This window comes from Halomonas alkaliantarctica, assembly GCF_029854215.1.
GTDB classification, from domain to species: Bacteria; Pseudomonadota; Gammaproteobacteria; order Pseudomonadales; family Halomonadaceae; genus Vreelandella; species Vreelandella alkaliantarctica_A.
This window is the reverse complement of sequence record NZ_CP122961.1, coordinates 3,662,404-3,680,208: the sequence shown is the minus strand read 5'-3', so window position 1 is coordinate 3,680,208 and position 17,805 is coordinate 3,662,404. Positions and strand designations below refer to the sequence as shown.

At 57.0% G+C, this 17,805-nt stretch carries 17 protein-coding genes; 8 read left to right on the top strand and 9 right to left on the bottom strand.

From position 1 onward, the window contains the following. Together QEN58_RS16900 and dctP are read right to left on the bottom strand one after the other, a co-directional pair. Positions 1–522, bottom strand: a complete 522-nt coding sequence (locus tag QEN58_RS16900; RefSeq protein WP_280104760.1) for a TRAP transporter small permease subunit — start codon at positions 520–522, stop codon at positions 1–3. Between the two features lie 102 nt (positions 523–624). Continuing rightward, on the bottom strand, positions 625–1,620 hold the full coding sequence (gene dctP / locus QEN58_RS16895; RefSeq protein ID WP_280104759.1) for a TRAP transporter substrate-binding protein DctP: 996 nt from the start codon (positions 1,618–1,620) through the stop codon (positions 625–627). Positions 1,621–1,776: 156 nt separating this feature from the next. Between dctP and QEN58_RS16890 the strand changes: the two genes are divergently transcribed. The 5 genes from QEN58_RS16890 to QEN58_RS16870 all read left to right on the top strand — a co-directional run bounded on the left by QEN58_RS16890 (position 1,777) and on the right by QEN58_RS16870 (position 5,659). Further along, entirely contained in the window at positions 1,777–2,460 is a 684-nt protein-coding gene (locus tag QEN58_RS16890) for a GntR family transcriptional regulator (protein WP_280104758.1), read from the top strand. A 119-nt stretch (positions 2,461–2,579) separates the two neighbouring features. Beyond that, positions 2,580–3,587 carry a GlxA family transcriptional regulator gene (locus QEN58_RS16885; RefSeq protein WP_280104757.1) on the top strand — a complete coding sequence of 336 codons (1,008 nt, stop codon included), beginning with the start codon at positions 2,580–2,582 and terminating at the stop codon, positions 3,585–3,587. Next, positions 3,578–4,753: an MFS transporter gene (locus QEN58_RS16880; protein ID WP_280104756.1), complete on the top strand. Its 1,176-nt coding sequence runs from the start codon at positions 3,578–3,580 to the stop codon at positions 4,751–4,753. Before QEN58_RS16885 ends, QEN58_RS16880 begins: the two co-directional genes overlap by 10 nt. A 35-nt stretch (positions 4,754–4,788) precedes the next feature. Next, on the top strand, positions 4,789–5,349 hold the full coding sequence (locus tag QEN58_RS16875; RefSeq protein WP_280104755.1) for a YgjV family protein: 561 nt from the start codon (positions 4,789–4,791) through the stop codon (positions 5,347–5,349). Positions 5,350–5,392: 43 nt separating this feature from the next. Next, positions 5,393–5,659: a DksA/TraR family C4-type zinc finger protein gene (locus QEN58_RS16870; protein ID WP_280104754.1), complete on the top strand. Its 267-nt coding sequence runs from the start codon at positions 5,393–5,395 to the stop codon at positions 5,657–5,659. A 17-nt stretch (positions 5,660–5,676) separates the two neighbouring features. On the opposite strand, the gene QEN58_RS16865 is transcribed toward QEN58_RS16870, so the two are convergent. After that, complete coding sequence (locus QEN58_RS16865; RefSeq protein ID WP_280104753.1) at positions 5,677–5,961, bottom strand: YrhK family protein; 285 nt, start codon at positions 5,959–5,961, stop codon at positions 5,677–5,679. Positions 5,962–6,201: 240 nt separating this feature from the next. Here QEN58_RS16865 and QEN58_RS16860 point away from each other — a divergent pair, with 240 nt between their 5' ends. Next, positions 6,202–7,449 carry a GGDEF domain-containing protein gene (locus tag QEN58_RS16860; protein WP_280104752.1) on the top strand — a complete coding sequence of 416 codons (1,248 nt, stop codon included), beginning with the start codon at positions 6,202–6,204 and terminating at the stop codon, positions 7,447–7,449. Positions 7,450–7,468: 19 nt separating this feature from the next. On the opposite strand, the gene recQ is transcribed toward QEN58_RS16860, so the two are convergent. The 6 genes from recQ to QEN58_RS16830 form a co-directional block, all read right to left on the bottom strand. After that, positions 7,469–9,307: a DNA helicase RecQ gene (gene recQ / locus QEN58_RS16855; protein ID WP_280104751.1), complete on the bottom strand. Its 1,839-nt coding sequence runs from the start codon at positions 9,305–9,307 to the stop codon at positions 7,469–7,471. A 64-nt stretch (positions 9,308–9,371) separates the two neighbouring features. Further along, the gene (locus QEN58_RS16850) at positions 9,372–10,214 is read right to left on the bottom strand and encodes a carbohydrate ABC transporter permease (RefSeq protein WP_280104750.1); all 843 of its coding nucleotides are present in this window, start codon (positions 10,212–10,214) and stop codon (positions 9,372–9,374) included. Continuing rightward, positions 10,211–11,095: a carbohydrate ABC transporter permease gene (locus QEN58_RS16845; RefSeq protein ID WP_280104749.1), complete on the bottom strand. Its 885-nt coding sequence runs from the start codon at positions 11,093–11,095 to the stop codon at positions 10,211–10,213. Before QEN58_RS16845 ends, QEN58_RS16850 begins: the two co-directional genes overlap by 4 nt. A gap of 63 nt (positions 11,096–11,158) precedes the next feature. After that, positions 11,159–12,439 (bottom strand): ABC transporter substrate-binding protein, encoded by a 1,281-nt coding sequence (locus QEN58_RS16840; protein WP_280104748.1) that lies wholly within the window; start codon positions 12,437–12,439, stop codon positions 11,159–11,161. Between the two features lie 29 nt (positions 12,440–12,468). Next, positions 12,469–13,599: an ABC transporter ATP-binding protein gene (locus QEN58_RS16835; RefSeq protein ID WP_280104747.1), complete on the bottom strand. Its 1,131-nt coding sequence runs from the start codon at positions 13,597–13,599 to the stop codon at positions 12,469–12,471. Positions 13,600–13,712: 113 nt separating this feature from the next. After that, positions 13,713–15,158, bottom strand: a complete 1,446-nt coding sequence (locus QEN58_RS16830) for a sigma-54 interaction domain-containing protein (protein WP_280104746.1) — start codon at positions 15,156–15,158, stop codon at positions 13,713–13,715. 203 nt (positions 15,159–15,361) lie between these two features. On the opposite strand from QEN58_RS16830, the gene speB reads away from it, so the two are divergent. Then, positions 15,362–16,312: an agmatinase gene (gene speB, locus QEN58_RS16825; RefSeq protein ID WP_280104745.1), complete on the top strand. Its 951-nt coding sequence runs from the start codon at positions 15,362–15,364 to the stop codon at positions 16,310–16,312. A 104-nt stretch (positions 16,313–16,416) separates the two neighbouring features. Beyond that, entirely contained in the window at positions 16,417–17,799 is a 1,383-nt protein-coding gene (locus tag QEN58_RS16820) for a YjiH family protein (protein WP_280104744.1), read from the top strand. Positions 17,800–17,805 lie beyond the last annotated feature (6 nt).

Here is a 17,805-nt window from a genome sequence, read left to right as displayed (position 1 = left end):
TTAGCTCTCCCCACGCAGGATTTCAGCCACATACTGCAGCGACAGAAGAGTGGAACCAACGGCCATAGGCAGTAAGGCTGGCCACAGTGGGGGATTCCATACCGAACCCGTGGTCCACTCGCCATGGAGCGCCTCAAAGACGTAAATCCAGCTGGCATACGCCAACGCGGCACAAAAACCCAACCCAAACAGCGAAGCGATCAAACGCATGATGGTGCGGGTAATACCGCCCAGCGCATCGGGCACAATAGTGATAGCCACGTGACCACCGGTCATCAGTACATAAGGACTGCCCATCAACATCGCCGCCGTTACTGAAAAGATGGTGAACTCGGTTTGCCAGCTGGTGCTCATTCCAAGCAAGTAGCGAATAAATACCATCTGGCAAATCACTAATACGCCCGCAATAAACATGGCGCAGGCCAAATAGGCGGAAATTCGCGAGAGCTTATCCATGACGCGAATGTAGCCGCCAATGATGCCCCTGCGTGCAAGGGCATTGTGAGTCGTTGCAGGTGCCATAATTCCCTCGTCAAGCTGGTTATTTCACCAAGCTAAGCAAGCATCTGTAGAAAGCGGCCATTCCGGGAGGAATGGCCGCGCCGTTAGGCGATTATGGGTTGCTTACTCGACGGCCAGCGCTGCATCGATAATGGCTTGGCCATTGGGAACATTGTCGGCAAAGTTTTTGTAGGAAGTCTCCTTGGCGATATCAAGCCAGGCGTTGTAGTCGTCTTCGCTCATACTGACGACCTCGACGCCGTTCTCTTCGTAAAGGTCGACCATCTCCTGATCAATGGCGGCAGCTTCTTCAGCGAAGAATGCTTCGGCGGCTTCACCGGCTTCCATCAGCGCTGCTTGCTGCTCTTCGTTAAGCCCCTGCCACACTTGCTCCGAGATCAGAATCGGCTCGTACATGTACCAGAGCGCGAAGTCGCCAGGCTCCGTCAGGCACTCGACCTGCTCGTAAAGCCGATAGGAGATAAATGACATCGACGAGGTGTTGGCGGCGTCCAGTACGCCGGTTTGCATGGCGGTGTAAACCTCAGAAGAGGGCATTGATGCGATAGACGCACCAGCGGCTTCTAGCATCTCCTCAAACGCTGGACCGGCTGCACGAAATATCTGACCTTCGACCGTATCGGGGGAGGTAATGCATCCCTCGCTAGAGGCAAAACCGCCCGAGAGCCAGGCATCCGCAAGCACGCGGGCGCCGCCTTCGCGAATGACTTCTTTGATCATCGTCATGTATTCGGAGTCATTCAGCCGCTGGGCATGCGCTTGGTTGCGTACCAGCCCCGGCATTAGCGTGGCCGAAAACTCTGGATGCCGACCACTGGCGTAGTCCAGTGGTAGAGAGGTGATATCGAGGCGACCACGAGCGATAGCGCTCCACTGTTCACGCGCTTTGAACAGCGATTGGCCCGGATAAACTTCTACGGTTAGCCCTACATCCGCATCGGCTACTTCGCGGGCCATCATTTGCACCATTTCGTCGCGAACATCCCCTTGGCCTCCAGGGAATTGATGCGACGCGCGTAGCACGGTATCGGCAGAAGCATGGGAAGCCGCAATGGCGAGACCGAGGGCGGCAGCAGTTGAGATTAAATAGCGTTGCATGTGGCGTCTCCAACAGTTGTTGTTGTGTGTTTGGATGGGCTATAAGTATCTATCAGTCGAGCTGATATATATATCAATAGGCGTTGCGTATGCTAATGTCAACTATATGACAGCATTAAAACGGCTAAGACGAGTCGCGACCCAAGGAGGTAAAACATGACGGGCACTAAGCGTTCAAACGCTCAGCGATTAAGAGATTCTCTTGAGAATGACATTATTAATGGCCGTCGTGTGCCAGGAGAACGCCTGGACCCTGAAGCCTTGGGTCGTGAGTTTCAGGTTTCGCGAACACCGGTACGCGAAGCCTTTCAGCAATTGGTGGCTAGTGGCTTGGTCACCGTTTCGCCGAAGAAGGGTACCTTCGTTGCAAAAGTGGGGATTGATCAACTGATCGAGATGTTCGAGGTGATGGCCGAGCTTGAAGGCATGTGCGGCCGCCTGGCGGCTCGACGAATCACCGAGTCCGAGCTGGCTGCATTACGCGAAGCCCACCAGCGCTGCGAAGCGGCGGCCATGGCTGGCGACAGCGATGAGTATTACTACGAAAACGAAGGGTTTCACGACTGTATCTACACCGCTAGCCACAATGCCTTTTTGGCCAGCGAAGCGCGTCAGTTGAAGCAGCGGTTAAAGCCTTACCGACGCCTACAGTTGCAGGTTCGCCAGCGGGTGAATAATTCGCTCAGTGAGCACCAAACCATTGTGGAAGCCATCGAACGGGGCGACCCCGTGGCGGCCCAGCAAGCACTGAGCGATCATGTATTGATTCAAGGCGAGCGCTTTAGTGATTTCGTTTCCAGCGTACGCAGGATGGAGGCGCCGTTAGAAAGGACGGGCTGATGCGCATGTAGCGTTTTTTATAAGATGTCCGAATCGGTGGGGTAATGGTCCTTGCCGACATGGGGCGCAGCGCTGACACTCTCTCTAATGCTTAGATAGCCCGTTAGCGGAGTGAGACAGTGACTCGCCATATTGCTCTATTTGCCTACCCCGACTGCCAACTGCTGGATATCAGCGGCCCCTGGCAGGTGTTTGCCAGCGCCAATGCGTTAAGCCCCCAGCCGCTTTATCAGTTAACCCTAGTCGCCGATGCCATCGGCCCGGTAGCCACCAACGGCGGCCTAGCCGTGCATGCTACGCACACCTACCATCAGCTTCCTCATTTACTGCCCCTGGATACGCTGTTGGTGGCAGGCGGCAGTGGCGTGATGCAGCAGCGTGAAATAGCCGTGGTGAAGCAGGTGCTTTGTGACGTCGCCCCAGAGGCGAGACGGCTTGGTTCTATCTGCTCCGGGGCTTTTTTGTTAGCCGCTGCAGGGTTGCTGGATGGCTGCCGCGTCACTACCCACTGGCGCCATGCACCGCAACTGGCCGATGAGTACCCCGCGCTTAGCGTCGAGCCCGATGCGCTGTATATCGAAAGCAATGGCCGCTACACCAGCGCCGGAGTAACGGCGGGGATTGATTTGGCGCTGTCGCTAGTAGAAGCGGATCACGGTGCTGCTCTTGCCGGACGGGTGGCACGCGAACTCGTCGTGTTTCTGCAGCGCCCAGGTGGGCAGTCGCAGTTCAGCGAGATACTGCGGCATCAACAAGAGGTGGGGCCACTGCGCCGCTTGCTGGATCAGCTCCACGCCGACCCCTGCTTGGATCACGATATTGAGAGCATGGCGGATATAATGGCGGTCTCCCCGCGCCATTTAACCCGGCTATTTAGACGCTACTTAAATACCACTCCCGGCGCTTACCTGACCCAGTTACGCCTTGAACAAGCGCGCCTGGCTCTGCTCCACGAGCGTGAACAGTTCTCCCTTGAACGCTTGGCACAGCGATGGCGTTTGGGTAGTGCAGAGCAGCTGCGACGCCAGTTTCAGCGCTACTACGGGGTATCGCCTTCGGTCTATCGCCAGCGCTTTGCGTCTTCCCATACTGATGATCCTATTCAGGAGAACGTTTCATGCCTTTAATCGTCACCCTATTGTCACTCTGCCAGGCGCTGCTGGTTACCGGTAATGTCTTACTGATTGCCGTCTCGCCGTTAATTGGTGCGTCTTTGGCGCCAAGCGCGTCATGGTCGACCGCGCCGGTCGCTATCCAGTGGCTGGGTCTTATGTGCGCCACCATTCCCGCCTCGTTAATCATGGCCAGGTTGGGCCGAAAACGAGGCTTTATACTGGGCAATATCGTGGGATTGGTGGGTGCGCTGGTCGCCGTGCAGGCGCTGATCAGCGAGAGGTTCGGACTGTTTTTGCTGGCAACCTGGTTGATCGGTATCGGCATTGGCTTTGGTCAACTGTATCGCTTTGCAGCCGTGGAGGCCGCCCCTGGAGCACTGCGTGATCGGGCGATTGGCTTGGTAATGGGGGGCGGTGTGCTGGCCGCGTTTGCCGGGCCGTGGCTGGCCAGGGTCAGTCGTGAGCTGGGCGAGGTACCGTTTCTGGGCAGCTTTGTGGGTTTAGCCGCGCTCTACGCGCTGGCCTTGGTGGTGCTGATGCTGACGCAACTACCGCCCGCCTTCCGCACCCAGGGCGAAGGTACCGCATTGCCGTTGGGTAAGATACTTCGCCAACCTGCGTTTATTCTCGCAGTAAGCGCGGCGATGGTCGGGTACGGTGTGATGAACTTGGCCATGACCGCCACACCACTCGCCATGGCGGGGGCTGGGCACCACTTTAACCACGTTTCAATGACCATCCAGTGGCACGTGGTAGCGATGTTTTTACCCTCGTTCTTTACTGGCCATTTGGCTACCCGCTTCGGCGCCAAGCGTGTCATTGGGGCTGGCTCCCTGCTGTTGGTGGCCAGTGCCTTGGTCGCCCAGTGGGGTATCAGTTTAGCCGGTTTCAACGTGGCGCTGATTTTGCTGGGCTTGGGCTGGAACTTTACTTTTCTGCCCGCCACCGGGCTGCTCACCGAAAGCTACCGACCGGTGGATAAAGCGCGCACCCAGGCCGCCAACGAGTTTTTAGTCTTTGGCACCGCCGCTATCACTGCGTTGCTCGCCGGGCCCTTGGTCAGCGGCTTAGGCTGGGCGACGCTTAATCTAGTGTTGATCCCCGTCGCGCTGGTGCCCTTGGCGGTGTTGTTGTGGCAGCGACAGCTACAACTACAACAACGACATGTTAGCCTATAGATCTAAACAGTTCTTAGCCAAGGGGCCTTCTCTCAATGCTTGAAATGTTCAGCCATAGTGCCCTGGCTGGCCAGCTCTGTGGCTTGGTGGCCCTGGTTATATGCGTCATGGCCTTTGCCAGCAAAAACGACGATCGCCTTCTGCTGTTACTGATTTCAGCCAATGTGGCCTTTGCGCTGCAGTTTGTCTTTTTCGAGAGCTGGACAGCGGCTGCATTAACAGTGCTGGTGATAGTGCGGATTGTACTGGCCCGCCGTTATCTGGGAAGTAAAGCCGTGATGGCGGGGGTCTTGCTGGCCAGCGGTGTCGCCGCAGCCGTCACGTGGCAAAGCTGGGTGGATCTTCTGCCGGTGGCGGCCATGGTGCTGGGAACCGTTGGGATGTTTCTAATGCGCGGCATTGCCATGCGGGTTTTTCTGGGGCTGGCTGCCTTAGCATGGATGCTGAACAACCTGCTGATTGGCACCATCGGCGGTACTATTGCCGAAGGCTTGATTGTGGTCACCAATATCATCACTATTATTCGCTTAGTGCGGGCTAGGCGAATATACCCCGAGGTGTTCGAGGACGTTGAGCAAAACGATCCGCCCACCTAGCTGCTATGCTAAAAGGAGTTTCACCTTAGCGAGGAGCGCGACAATGGCCGGCGGATGGGCAAAAGATGGTGCCGAGCAAGAGCAGATGGAGAGCACGCTGGAAGATGCAGTGCAGCGAGCCCGTAGCCAACTGCCCAGCGGCGAGAGTCTTGAGTTTTGTGAAGAGTGTGGCGACCCTATTCCTGAAGCGCGTCGTAAAGCAATTCCTGGCGTTCGGCTCTGTGTGGCTTGTCAGAGTGAGCTGGATAAAAAACAGTCGGCCTATAGTGGCTACAACCGTCGCGGCAGCAAGGATAGCCAGCTACGTTGAGTGGCTTGTCTTTTCAACTAGGCATCTTGATTGGTGTCCGGCAGCCGCTTGAAATAGATATAGCGATGCAGACGAATCGCCGGGCGCAGCAGTAACTGCACGCTGCCAATCACGAACAGCCACACGCCCAGCGTCCTGAGGCTGCCTTCGTAGAAAAAGCAGACGCTGCCGATGGTAAACCAGATCCCCAGCATGAAATCATTCAGAATGCTCAGTGCTTCATAGCGTTGGTGCACCACCAGTTCCCGATGTCCCAGTGTGAACGTCCAGTCCAGTGTCTTGGGGTCCTGTTCGCGCTGCATGTCTTCTCTCCTTATCCATAGCGGTTGCTTACTTGATCAGTGAGGTGGGGGCGTTTGCCTTCGCCGGGACGCCGATGATTGGTTCATACAAATGTATGATCTTTCGTTTAATCAGCAACGGAGTATTCATTATAACTTGATGCTATCGTGACAGTTTATAGCCGTCTTCAAAGTAAAGTCGTCTGCCCACTACGCGGCATTGAAGCGAAAGGCGAGCTGATTGGGTCATAGGGGTAGGGCATGGTCAATGACGCGTTGCTCAAAGACGTCGAAGACGAGCTTGGCAGAGGTCCCTGGCGGTTACGCTTTGCCAATCATGTAGAAGCACATTTCGAGGCCGATACGCAGCGTCAGCGCAGCCGTAACATGGTGGCGGCAGGGCTGATATCGGCGCTCATCTACAGCCTGTTTCTGGTCAACGATTTCAGCTTTCGTCCCGATGCGTTTACCACCGCGGTGGCGTTGCGAGCGGGTGTAATGCTGCCCGTCGGGCTGTCTATCCTGTGGTGGGTGTATCGAGGAGTGTCACCGCCCGTTCGCGAAATCCTAATGGCCAGTACGGTAATTTGCGCCACGGTTATTTCCTGCGTGATTTTCGCGTCTTCCACCGCGCCCTATTCATATCTGGATGTGTTCTCGTTTGGGCTTATCCTGGTGGTGGGCAATATCGTGTATCCGTTGCGTTTCGGCTATGCGCTGGTGTCTTCTGCGCTTAGCATTCTGATCGCCTCGGCGTTTGTGGTGACCTACGACCCCATGCCGACGGAAGCCAAACGGCTGGCCATCTTTACCCTTCTCGCCAATGCGGTTTTCACTCTGGTGGCTAACTACCGTCTCGAGCGTAGCGAGCGACTCTCGTATTTACATGTGTTGCGGGAAAAATTACGGACCGGTAACTATCTGAAAGACAATGAAGTGCTCTCCCAGCTGTCGTTGACCGACCCGCTGACGAACCTTGCCAACCGCCGGCAGTTCGATGTGGAATTTGCGACTCGCTGGCGTGAGGCCGTTGAAAAAAACACATGGATAGGGCTGATGGTGATCGATATCGACCACTTCAAGGCCTATAACGATCACTATGGGCATCCTCAGGGCGACGACTGTTTGCGTCAGGTGGCCAATGCCATGCGACTGCATAGCCGCAGCGCCGATCTTGTCGTCCGCTTTGGCGGCGAGGAATTCGTGGTGCTTATGGCAGAGGCGTCGCCGGAGGCCGCCGAACCCGCAGCCGAGCGTATCCGTTGCTGCATCGAAGCCCTGCAGATAGCCAATGCCGGCCTCTCGTCCGGGGCGGTCGTCACGGTCAGCGTAGGCGTGGCGGTGTTACCACCGGCAATGGGAATGACCGCTGACGATATACTCTCTCATGCCGATCAGGCGCTTTACCAAGCCAAGCGCTTGGGCCGCAATCGTATCTGGATGACTAATCCCGCCGATGATTCAACCGAAGATGACGCAACTGGTGGCTCAGATAGCGCCTATCAGTAAAGCCATGGCGGACGCTGGTTTAACTGTTTTGCTCGGTTTCCTGATGCGTCAGAATGACGTTCAGAAAGCCTTCGCCGTAATCCGCCAGCTTGCGCGCGCCGATGCCGGAGATCGCGCCTAGTGCCGCTAGGCTTTGGGGTTTCTGCTCGACCAGTTCGGCCAGGGTGGCGTCGTGGAAGATCACATAGGCAGGCACGCCCTGGGCTTCGGCCAGTTCCCGGCGGTGCTGTCGCAGGGCTTCCCAAAGCGGGCCGTGGCCCTGGGGCGCAGAGGCGCCGCTGCTTCCCCGTCGGGCAGTTTTGGCTTTGCTGGGTTTGTTGCTTGGCTTGCGTAGAGTGAGGGTCTGCTCGCCGCGCAGCACCGGCTTGGCACTGGCAGTGAGCTTGATGCCACCGTGGCCCTCCATATCCACGCTTAAAAAGCCGCTGGCAATCAGTTGGCGAAAGAGCGCTTTCCATTCGCTGGTCGCGAGATCTTTACCAATGCCGAAGGTGCTGAGGCGGTCGTGGCCAAAGCGGTTGATGCGCTCGTTACTTTTGCCTAGCAGCACGTCCACGAGGTAGGTCACGCCGAAGCGCTGTTCTGTGCGGTAGACGCAAGAGAGCGCTTTTTGCGCCGCCACGGTAGCTTCCCAGGTCTCGGGTGGGGTCAGGCAGTTGTCGCAGTTGCCGCAGGGGGCGTCCAGTTGATCGCCAAAATAGTGCAACAGCGCCTGTCGGCGGCAGCTGATGATCTCGCACAGCCCCAGCATGGCATCTAGCTTCTGCTGTTCGATGCGCTTTTGCTGGTCAGCAGCGCTGGAGTCCTGCTGCATCTGGCGCAGCGTGATCACGTCCTGTAACCCATAGGCCATCCAGGCATCGGCGGGCAGGCCGTCACGCCCGGCGCGGCCGGTCTCCTGGTAGTAGGCTTCGATGCTCTTGGGCAGGTTGAGGTGGGCGACAAAGCGTACGTCCGGCTTGTCGATGCCCATGCCGAAGGCAATGGTCGCCACGACGACCACACCATCTTCACCTAGAAAGCGGGTCTGGTGGTGCTGGCGCTGCTCGGGGGGAAGCCCTGCGTGGTAGGGCAGAGCCGTCAGCCCCTGGCGTTCCAGCCAAGCGGCGGTCTCCTCCACCTTGCGCCGGGAAAGGCAGTAGACGATACCCGCCTCGCCGTTGTGATGCTCGCGGATAAAGCGCAGCAGCTGCTCCTTGGCGTTGCCCTGATTTTCAGCGATATGGTAGCGAATGTTGGGCCGGTCAAAGCCGCTGTTGTAAAGCGCCGCCTCCTGAAGCTGCAGATGCTCCATGATGTCGTGCCGGGTGGGCACATCGGCGGTGGCGGTCAGGGCGATGCGCGGCACCTGAGAAAAGCGCTGGTGTAGCTGGGAAAGCTGGCGATACTCCGGGCGAAAATCGTGGCCCCACTGGGAGACGCAGTGGGCTTCATCAATGGCGAACAGTGCAATCTTGGTCTGCTCTAGCAGCATCTGCATACGCGACGTGGCCAGTCGTTCGGGCGCGACATATAACAGATCCAGCTGCCCCCCTCGCAGGCGATTTTCTATCTCGACCGCCTCGTGATAATCGAGGCTGGAATTCAGGTAAGCCGCTCTGACCCCGTTCTGCTGAAGCGCTGCCACCTGATCCTGCATTAGCGCGATCAGCGGCGAGACCACAATCGCGGTGCCTTCTCGCAGCAGCGCAGGGATCTGATAGCACAGCGACTTGCCACCGCCGGTGGGCATCAGCACCAGCGCATCGCCACCGGCCATTACATGCTCGATGATGGCCTGTTGCGGGCCGCGAAAGCTGTCGTAGCCAAATACCTCCTGCAGTACCTTGAGGGCTGCCGGGTGAGGGTCGCCGTGCATCAATGCTCTCCTTGTCGCGTACTTGAGGGCGAATTGTCGCACGAAAAACCCGAGGGGCGTCTGCCTAGCGAATCCCCGCCCGTAAAAACGACTGAACGAACTGGCGCTGGAATAGCAGGAAGGCGACCAGCAGTGGGGCGATGCTGAGCAGTGTTGCGGCGCTGACGGTGGCCCAGTTAACGCCGGTTTCGGGCGCGGAAAAAACGCCTAAGCCCACCGTGAGCGGGCGGCTCTCTACTGAGTTGGTGACCACTAACGGCCAGATAAAGTTGTTCCAGTGGTGGCTAATCGAGACCAGCCCGTAAGCCAGATAAGTGGGCTTGGCTAGCGGTACGTACACCTTCCACAGAATTTCCAGCCAGTTGCAGCCTTCGATGCGGGCAGCGTCTTCCAGCTCACGGGGGATGGTTTTGAACGTTTGGCGGAGCAGAAAAATACCCAAGGCGCTGGCCACATAGGGCAGACCAATCCCGGTGATGGTGTTGATCAGCCCCAGCTCGCTGGCGATGCGGTAGTTCTCGACAATCAGCACTTCGGGGAACACAAATAGCTGAATCAGCACCAGCATAAACAGAACGTTCTTGCCGGGAATCGGGAAGCGCGCAAAGGCAAACGCCGCCAGGGTACAGACCACAAACTGACCGATCACCACCCCTGTCACCAGCGCAAAGGTGTTCAGGTAGTAGCGGGCAAAGGGCGCTTGAGACCAGGCGTTAGTGAAGTTCTCCAGCGTCAGCGGGGCGAAGAGCTCAAAGTTCACCATAAACTCGCTGGGGTGGAAGGCGGCCCAAAAGGCGTACAGCAGCGGGAAAATCCAGATAATCGCCAGTAGCCACGCAGCCACGGTTTCCAGCGCTGGAATTGAGAAGAAGCGGGCGCGGGGCGCATAGACAGTGGTCGTATTCATTGATAGTGCGTCCTGCGATCTAAAATCGTGAACTTCAGCGTGGCCACTACCGCAAGCACCAGCAGGATAACCACCGTAATGGTCGCCGCCGTGGTGCGGTCAAAGAACGAAAACGCATTCTCGTAGACGTAGTAAAGCAGCAGGTTGGTGGCGTTGTTGGGCCCGCCCTTGGTCAAGATAAACAGGTGATCCACGACCCGCACCGAGTTAATCAGCGCATTGATCAGCACAAACAGCGTGGTGGGCATGAGGAGAGGAAAAGTGACGCGCCAAAAGAAGCTCCAGCGGCTAGTGCCTTCTAAGTCAGCCGCCTCTTTCAACTCGGGTGGCATACTCTGTAGCGCGGCCAGATAGAAGATCATGAAAAAGCCGGCTTCTTTCCACACCGACATTACGATCACCGAGCTTAACGCAACGCTTGGATCGCCCAGCCAGTTCACCCCTGAAAACCCCAGCATGCCGAGCAAGCTATTGAACAGGCCAATCTGCGGGGCGTAGAAAAACATCCAGATATTGGCCGCGGCGATCATGGGTAGAATCGTCGGCGTAAAGTAAGCCATGCGCACAAAGCCGCGCCCGCGAAGCTTGCCATTGACGAACAGCGCCATACCCAATGCCAGCGCGATAGAGGTGGGAATGGTGCCCAGTGCGTAGAGCAGGTTATTGCGGGCTACCTGCCAAAATGTCGGGTCATCGAACAACACCTGATAATTTTCAAGGCCTACGAATTCAGTGGGTGCACCGCGAAAGCCGGGCAAAAACAGGCTATTAATGACCGTTGTCACGGTCGGTAAATAAGCAAACGTCGTCAGTAGTAGCGCAGCTGGCAGCAGCAGAAGCGAGCCGTAGAGCTGCATTTTGCGGTGATTGGTGAATGACATAGAGACGTACCGCACGTTGGAGAAGCCGGGGCATGCCCCGGCGAACAGTAAAATGCCTAACGATTAGCGTGCGTAGCGGCGAAGCACGCTGTCGGCCTCTTGCTGCGCCTGGCTAAGCGCTTCTTGCGGCGTCATTTGGCCGGTCAGCGCCGCTTGTACGGCGTTATCCAAGGCGCGGCGAATGCGGCCACCTTGATAGGTGGAAAGCTCCGCCGTGCCGTGTTCAAGCTGGTCGCGGGCGACCGCGGCGGGTGGGAACTCTTCCACATAGCCTTGTAGCGCGTCGGTTTCGTAAGCGGCGGGGCTAACGCCCATGTAGCCAGTCTCAATCGACCAGGCAGCGGCTCGCTCGGGAGCGGTCATCCAGCGAATAAAGGTCATCGCCGCGCGCTGTTCTTCTTCCGTCGCATCTTCAAAAATGTAGAAGTTGCCGCCGCCGGTGGGGCTACCGCGCTGGGTTTTCATAGGCAGCATGGCGACGCCAAAATCAAAATTGGCTTCGCTGCGTACGGCGGTCAGGTTGCCCGTGGTGTGCCACATCATTGCCGTGGACTCTTCCAGGAAGTTCTGGCGCAGGGTGCCCCACTCGATGGTGCCGTCGGGCATGGCGTTATGCTCGGTGGCCAGTGACACCCAGTACTCCAGCGCTTCAACCGCTGCGGGGTCGTCAAAGTAGACCTCGGTGCCATCTTCGCTCATTAGCCGGTGGCCGTTCTGAAAGGCAAAGGCCTGGAACATCCAATAGGGGTAGCCAGTCGACGGCACCATCACGCCCCACTGCTCGCCATTGGAGGCTTCGCGCACGGTCGCGGCCATCTCGGCCATCTCTTCCCAGTTTTCTGGGGGTGTTTCGGGGTCTAGGCCGGCGGCTTCAAAGGCGTCTTTGTTCCAGAACAGTACAATGGTGGAGCGCTGGAAGGGAATGCCGTAGGTTTTACCATCCAGTTGGCCATTTTCCATCAGCCCAGGGTAGAAGCCATCAAGCCATTCGCGCTCTTCATCGGTTTCAACCAGGTCGTCAAAGGCGACGATGGCGTTCTGCTCAATCAACTCGTACAGGTCAATGGAGAACATGACCGACAGCTGGGGCGTATCACCCGCTTCCATTGCCGACATGGCTCGCACGCGGGTGTCGTCGTAGTTACCGGCGTAGATCGCTTCCACATTGATATCGGGGTGTTCGCTTTCAAACTCTTCCACCAGGTTATCAACGACGTCGGTGAGTGCACCGCCCACCGCGACCGGGTAGTACATGGTCAGATCGACGCTATCCGCGTTTACCTGGGCGGCGCTTAACAAGCCCGCTGCCAGGGCGGTCATTGCAAAAGGGGTACGCAAACGCATAAGAGACTCCGCAAGTATCAATACTGCTATCAGTGTTGGAAAGAGCCCACCGCCGGTGGACGAGGAATGCTTCGAGATGAGCTGGGTAAGGGGGTCGGCGTCAGGTCATCCCGCCGCAGGCCTTCGGCATCGAAAAGGTGTGTGTTCTGTGACGTCCAATAGAGGCTGCATGGCTGGCCTGTCAGTGCCTGCTTGCCGCTAAGCCGCACGCGTAGGGTGTGCGACCCCACCGCGACATAAGCAATGGTGTCCGCTCCCAGATACTCTTCACTTAATACGTTAGCGGGTACGCCGGAACCGGGTGCGATTCGCAGCTCGACATCTTCCGGGCGGATGCCCAAGTGCCCACCAGCGGCCTCCAAGGGGGCTACGGGGGTACTTGCTTCACCTTCGATAACGGCGCCATTCTCACCGGCCACTAATGGCAGCAGATTCATGGCGGGGCTGCCAATAAAGCTGGCGGCAAAGGCGCTAGCGGGGCGGTTATAGAGCTCGTCCGGGGTGCCGTCCTGCACGATTTTGCCGTGCTGCATCAGAATTACACGATCACCCATGCTCATGGCTTCCACCTGGTCGTGGGTGACGTAAATCACCGTCATGTTCAGGCGGCTCTGTAATGCTTTTATTTCCCGGCGCATATCGCTACGCAGCCGGGCGTCCAGGTTCGAGAGTGGCTCGTCCATCAAGCAGATCGGGTGTTCGGAGATCACCGAGCGCGCCAAAGCCACCCGCTGGCGTTGGCCACCGGAAAGTTGGGCAGGTTTGCGGTTTAGGTAATCGGTTAAATCGACCAGTTCAGCGACCTTGGCTAGCCGCTGGCGCTGTTCATCTTTGGGTACCTTGCGGCTGCGCAGGCCAAACACGATATTGTCGGCAACGCTTAAGTGCGGAAACAATGCGTAGGATTGAAACACCATGCTTAGTCCACGGTCGCCGGGCGGCAGGCGCGTGACGTCGCGTTCGCCAATATGAATTTGGCCGTCGCTGGCTTCTTCCAAGCCTGCAATCATGCGTAGCGTGGTGGATTTACCGCAGCCTGAAGGGCCGAGCAGAATGACAAACTGCCCTGGGGTAACATCAAACGAAATACCATCCACAGCCGCAGAGGCGCCCCAGCGTTTAGTGACGCCCTCTAAACGTATTCGTGATTGGTTGGACATAGCACACACATCACCGGCTGTTGGTTGTTATTGGTTCAGCTTGTGTTGAAGGTGTTGCCGTTTCATGACACTTACATGGATGGTTGATGACAGCAGTTGTGTCAAGCAGAAAATCACTTGGCGACTTTAATGCCATAACGCTGCAGCCTGCGCACCACGCTGGATTGGCTGATGCCCAGACGCTCGGCAATGGCGTAGGTGCTTGGGAGCTTATGGCATAGCATTTCAAGCGTTTCTCGCTCCAGCCGCGCTAGGTACTGCTTGAGAGTTTCCTGGGGCTCGAGTGCTACTGTCGACGATGCTGGCGGAACACTTGGCAAGTTGGTTGGGTGCTGCTCGGCGTGAGGGAGTGCGGCGGGCACCTCTATTTGATCGGTGGGACTGGAAAGCCAAGCTCTTTCTAGCCAATTTTCCAGCTCTCGGACATTCCCCGGCCATTCGCTGCCCATCAGGGTCGACCAAACGCGGGTGTCGAGGATTTTCTGCCGCCCATAGCGCTGGTTCAGCCGGTTTAAACACGCTTCAACCAGGTCGGGGATATCCTCCCGGCGGTCACGCAGCGGCGGCAAGGTCACGGGTATTACGTTGAGGCGGTAGTAAAGATCCAGACGGAAAAGCCCGGCCTCTACTTGCTTGCCCAAATCCTGATTGGTCGCCACAACCAAGCGAAAATTGACCTTGCGAGAGCGAGTGTCACCCAGTCGGGTCAAACTTCCGTCCTGGATTACCTTGAGCAGTTTGGTTTGCATTAGCAGCGGCAGCTCGCCGATTTCATCCAAAAATAGCGTGCCGCCCTCGGCCTGCTCTAACAGCCCGGCTTTGCCCTGCCGGGCGGCACCGCTGAAAGCGCCGGGCTGGTAGCCAAACATTTCGGACTCAAACAGATTCTCTGGAATCGCCGCGCAGTTAACGTCAATAAAGGGGCCGCCACAGCGCTGACTCCAGCGGTGTAGCTGTTTGGCGAAGGCAGTTTTACCCACACCTGATTCACCCAGCATCAGCACATTGGCATCCGAAGGGGCGACCCGCTTAAGCAGTAGCGCAATTTCGCGCATTACGCTGCTGCGCACCTGCAAATTGTCCAGGGCGTCATCCAACGCCTGCTCTTCCGCGTCTGGCGCTGCCTGACTGCGCTTTAGGTGTTCGCTAAAGCGTTTTTGCAGCAGCGCATATTCGTCCTGCAATAGCTGCAAATCGGTTAAATCCCGCGAGCGGCTGATAATGCGTTCCAGTTTACCGTCGACGAACACCGGGTAGGCTTCGGCAATCACCCGGCGGCCAGTTCCGGTGACCTGCATAAGCTGCGCAGGTCGGCGGGTGCGCATCACTTCCATGGTGATGGAAGGTTTGAGCACTCCGGCCGCTTGCAGTTGCTGCACACTGCTGGAAAGCAGTTCTTCTCGCGATACACCGTAAACCGCCTCAGCCCCTGGGCTGATGTCGACTATTTGCCCATCGCCACTGACGATAAAGAAGTGATCGTTAGCGGTCTCAACAATCGTTTGCAGCACACGTCTGTCTATTTCACTCACTGCAGTCGACTCCTCTAAATAATTCATTTTTGAATCTTTGATTCAAAAATGAATTGATTGAACGTCAGATTGATTCATTTTTGCATCGTTTGGGCGGTATTCCCACCTCTTTACAGGCATCTACGACTTGGCATGATCTATGCAATACCTAGAGGAAATAGTTAAGGCTGAAAGTTAGCAAAGATGCTTAGAGCACACTAAAGCGTCACAACAAATCCAAGGAGATGTGTATGTCGGAGTTCAACCAGCCGTTGGGCGGCAACACCATGCCACGCTTTGCAGGCCCCGCCACCATGATGCGCTTGCCTACCCAAGACACCGCCGAAGGTTTAGATGCGGCGTTTATTGGCATACCCATGGATATTGGCACCTCGAACCGCCCCGGCACGCGGCTTGGGCCGCGCCAGATTCGTGACGAGTCGCGCATGCTGCGCCCTTACAACATGGCGACACGCGCCGCGCCCTTTGAAAGCCTGCAGGTGGCAGATATCGGCGACGTACCCATCAATACGTTCCACCTGCCGAAAAGCGTCGACATCATTACCGCCTTCTACGATGAGGTGCTGAAACATAACTGCATTCCGTTGACCCTAGGCGGAGAGCACACCCTGACGCTGCCGATTCTTCGCGCCATGGCCAAAAAGCACGGCCCAGTGGGATTGATTCATATCGATGCCCACGCCGATGTGAACGAGCACATGTTCGGTGAGCCAATTGCCCACGGCACGCCGTTTCGTCGTGCCCAGGAGGAGGGCTTATTAGCCCACGGCAAGGTAGTACAAATCGGTCTGCGCGGTACCGGCTACGCCGCTGAAGATTTTGACTGGTGCCGTGATCAAGGTTTCCGCGTCGTGCCTGCAGAAGAGTGCTGGTACCGCTCGCTAGCGCCATTAATGCAGGAAGTACGCGAGCAGATGGGCGATATCCCGGTGTACATCAGTTTCGACATCGACGGCTTGGATCCCTCTGTTGCTCCCGGTACCGGCACGGTAGAGATGGGAGGATTGACCTCTAGCCAAGGGTTGGAGCTGGTTCGCGGTGCCGCTGGGCTCAATATTGTCGGCGGCGACCTGGTGGAAGTATCCCCGCCTTACGACCCCAGTGGTAACACTGCATTAATGGGCGCCACGCTGCTGTATGAAATGCTCTGCGTACTGCCGGGCGTTAAACATAGCGAGTGACGTCGACCAAATAGCTATCAAAGAAATAGTGACTAAATAAAAAAGTACTGACCTAGCCACGCCGCCAGTCCACCTCCAATAATCACTTCCAATGGGTGAACCCTATGTCGTATAGCAACGTTAAATCGGAACAGCCGACCTCGTCGGCACCGATACCCCGCGCGCACTTACTGAAATTTATCATTCCCTCGCTAATTGGGGTGCTGCTGTTTCTCGTCCCTTTTCAAGTGGGCGATACCATTAACATCGGCATGGGGCTCATGGCCGATAGCTTGCAAGCCTTGCTAGGTTCGGCGCTGCCAGCCATTGCCGTCGTTGTGCTCTGCCTGTCGGTGGTAGCGACGATTTACGCCAAGTTAGCTACCCCCGCCTGGGCCAAAAAAGGCATGCTGCACGAAATGTTTCATGTCGGGCCGGTGTGGCTTGCGATGCGTGGTTTAGGCGCGCTGTTTGCCGTGATGACCTATTTCCAGTTCGGGCCTGAGTTCGTGACCGCTTCTTTTACCGGTGGCGTGATGCTCAATGATCTGGCGCCAGTACTATTAACGTTCTTCTTCTTTGCCGCACTGCTGCTGCCGTTTTTGGTCGAGTTCGGATTTATGGAGTTCATCGGCAGTATGGTACGTAAGCCGTTTCGGGTGATTTTTAACTTGCCGGGACGCAGCGCTATCGATGCCACCGCCTCATGGATGGGCTCGGGCACCGTCGGCGTACTTATCACCACGCAGCAGTATGAGCAGGGTTATTATAATGGTCGTGAAGCTTCGGTCATTGCCACCAACTTCTCCGTGGTGTCGATTGCGTTTGCGCTGCTCGTTACCAGCTTTGTCGATATCAACCACCTATTTGTGCAGTTCTACTTCACGGTGGTGGTCTCCGGGTTGATCGCGGCGGTGATAGTGCCGCGCCTGCCGCCCCTGTCGCGCAAATCCAATGACTATTACGAACCGGTGGGCTGCCAACTGAATGAAGAACGGACGGAGAAAGTGGGTCTGTTCCGTTACAGCTTGATTCAGGCCACCAATCGCGCCGCTGGAGCTCCTGGGCCCCGTGAGCTGGTGCGTTTGGCGCTGCTCAACGTGATGGATATTTTCCTTGGCCTGCTTCCCTTGGTGTTTGCTATTGGCACGGTGGCGCTAATTCTGGCGGAATTTACCCCGCTGTTTACGTGGCTCTCTTACCCGATGGTGCCGGTGCTGGAACTGCTGCGGATTCCTGAAGCAGAAGCGGCAGCGCCTGCCACGCTGGTGGGCTTTGCTGATATGTTCCTGCCTGCGGTGCTGGCGACCAATATTGAAAGCGAACTCACCCGCTTTGTGATTGCCTGCCTGTCGCTCACTCAACTGATCTACATGTCGGAAATCGGCGCGCTGCTGCTCAAGTCGAAAATTCCCATCAAGTTCTGGGAGCTGGTCGCCATCTTCTTACTGCGTACCGCGATTACGCTGCCGATCATCGCCTTTATGGCCCATACGTTTTTCTTCTAAGGGGCC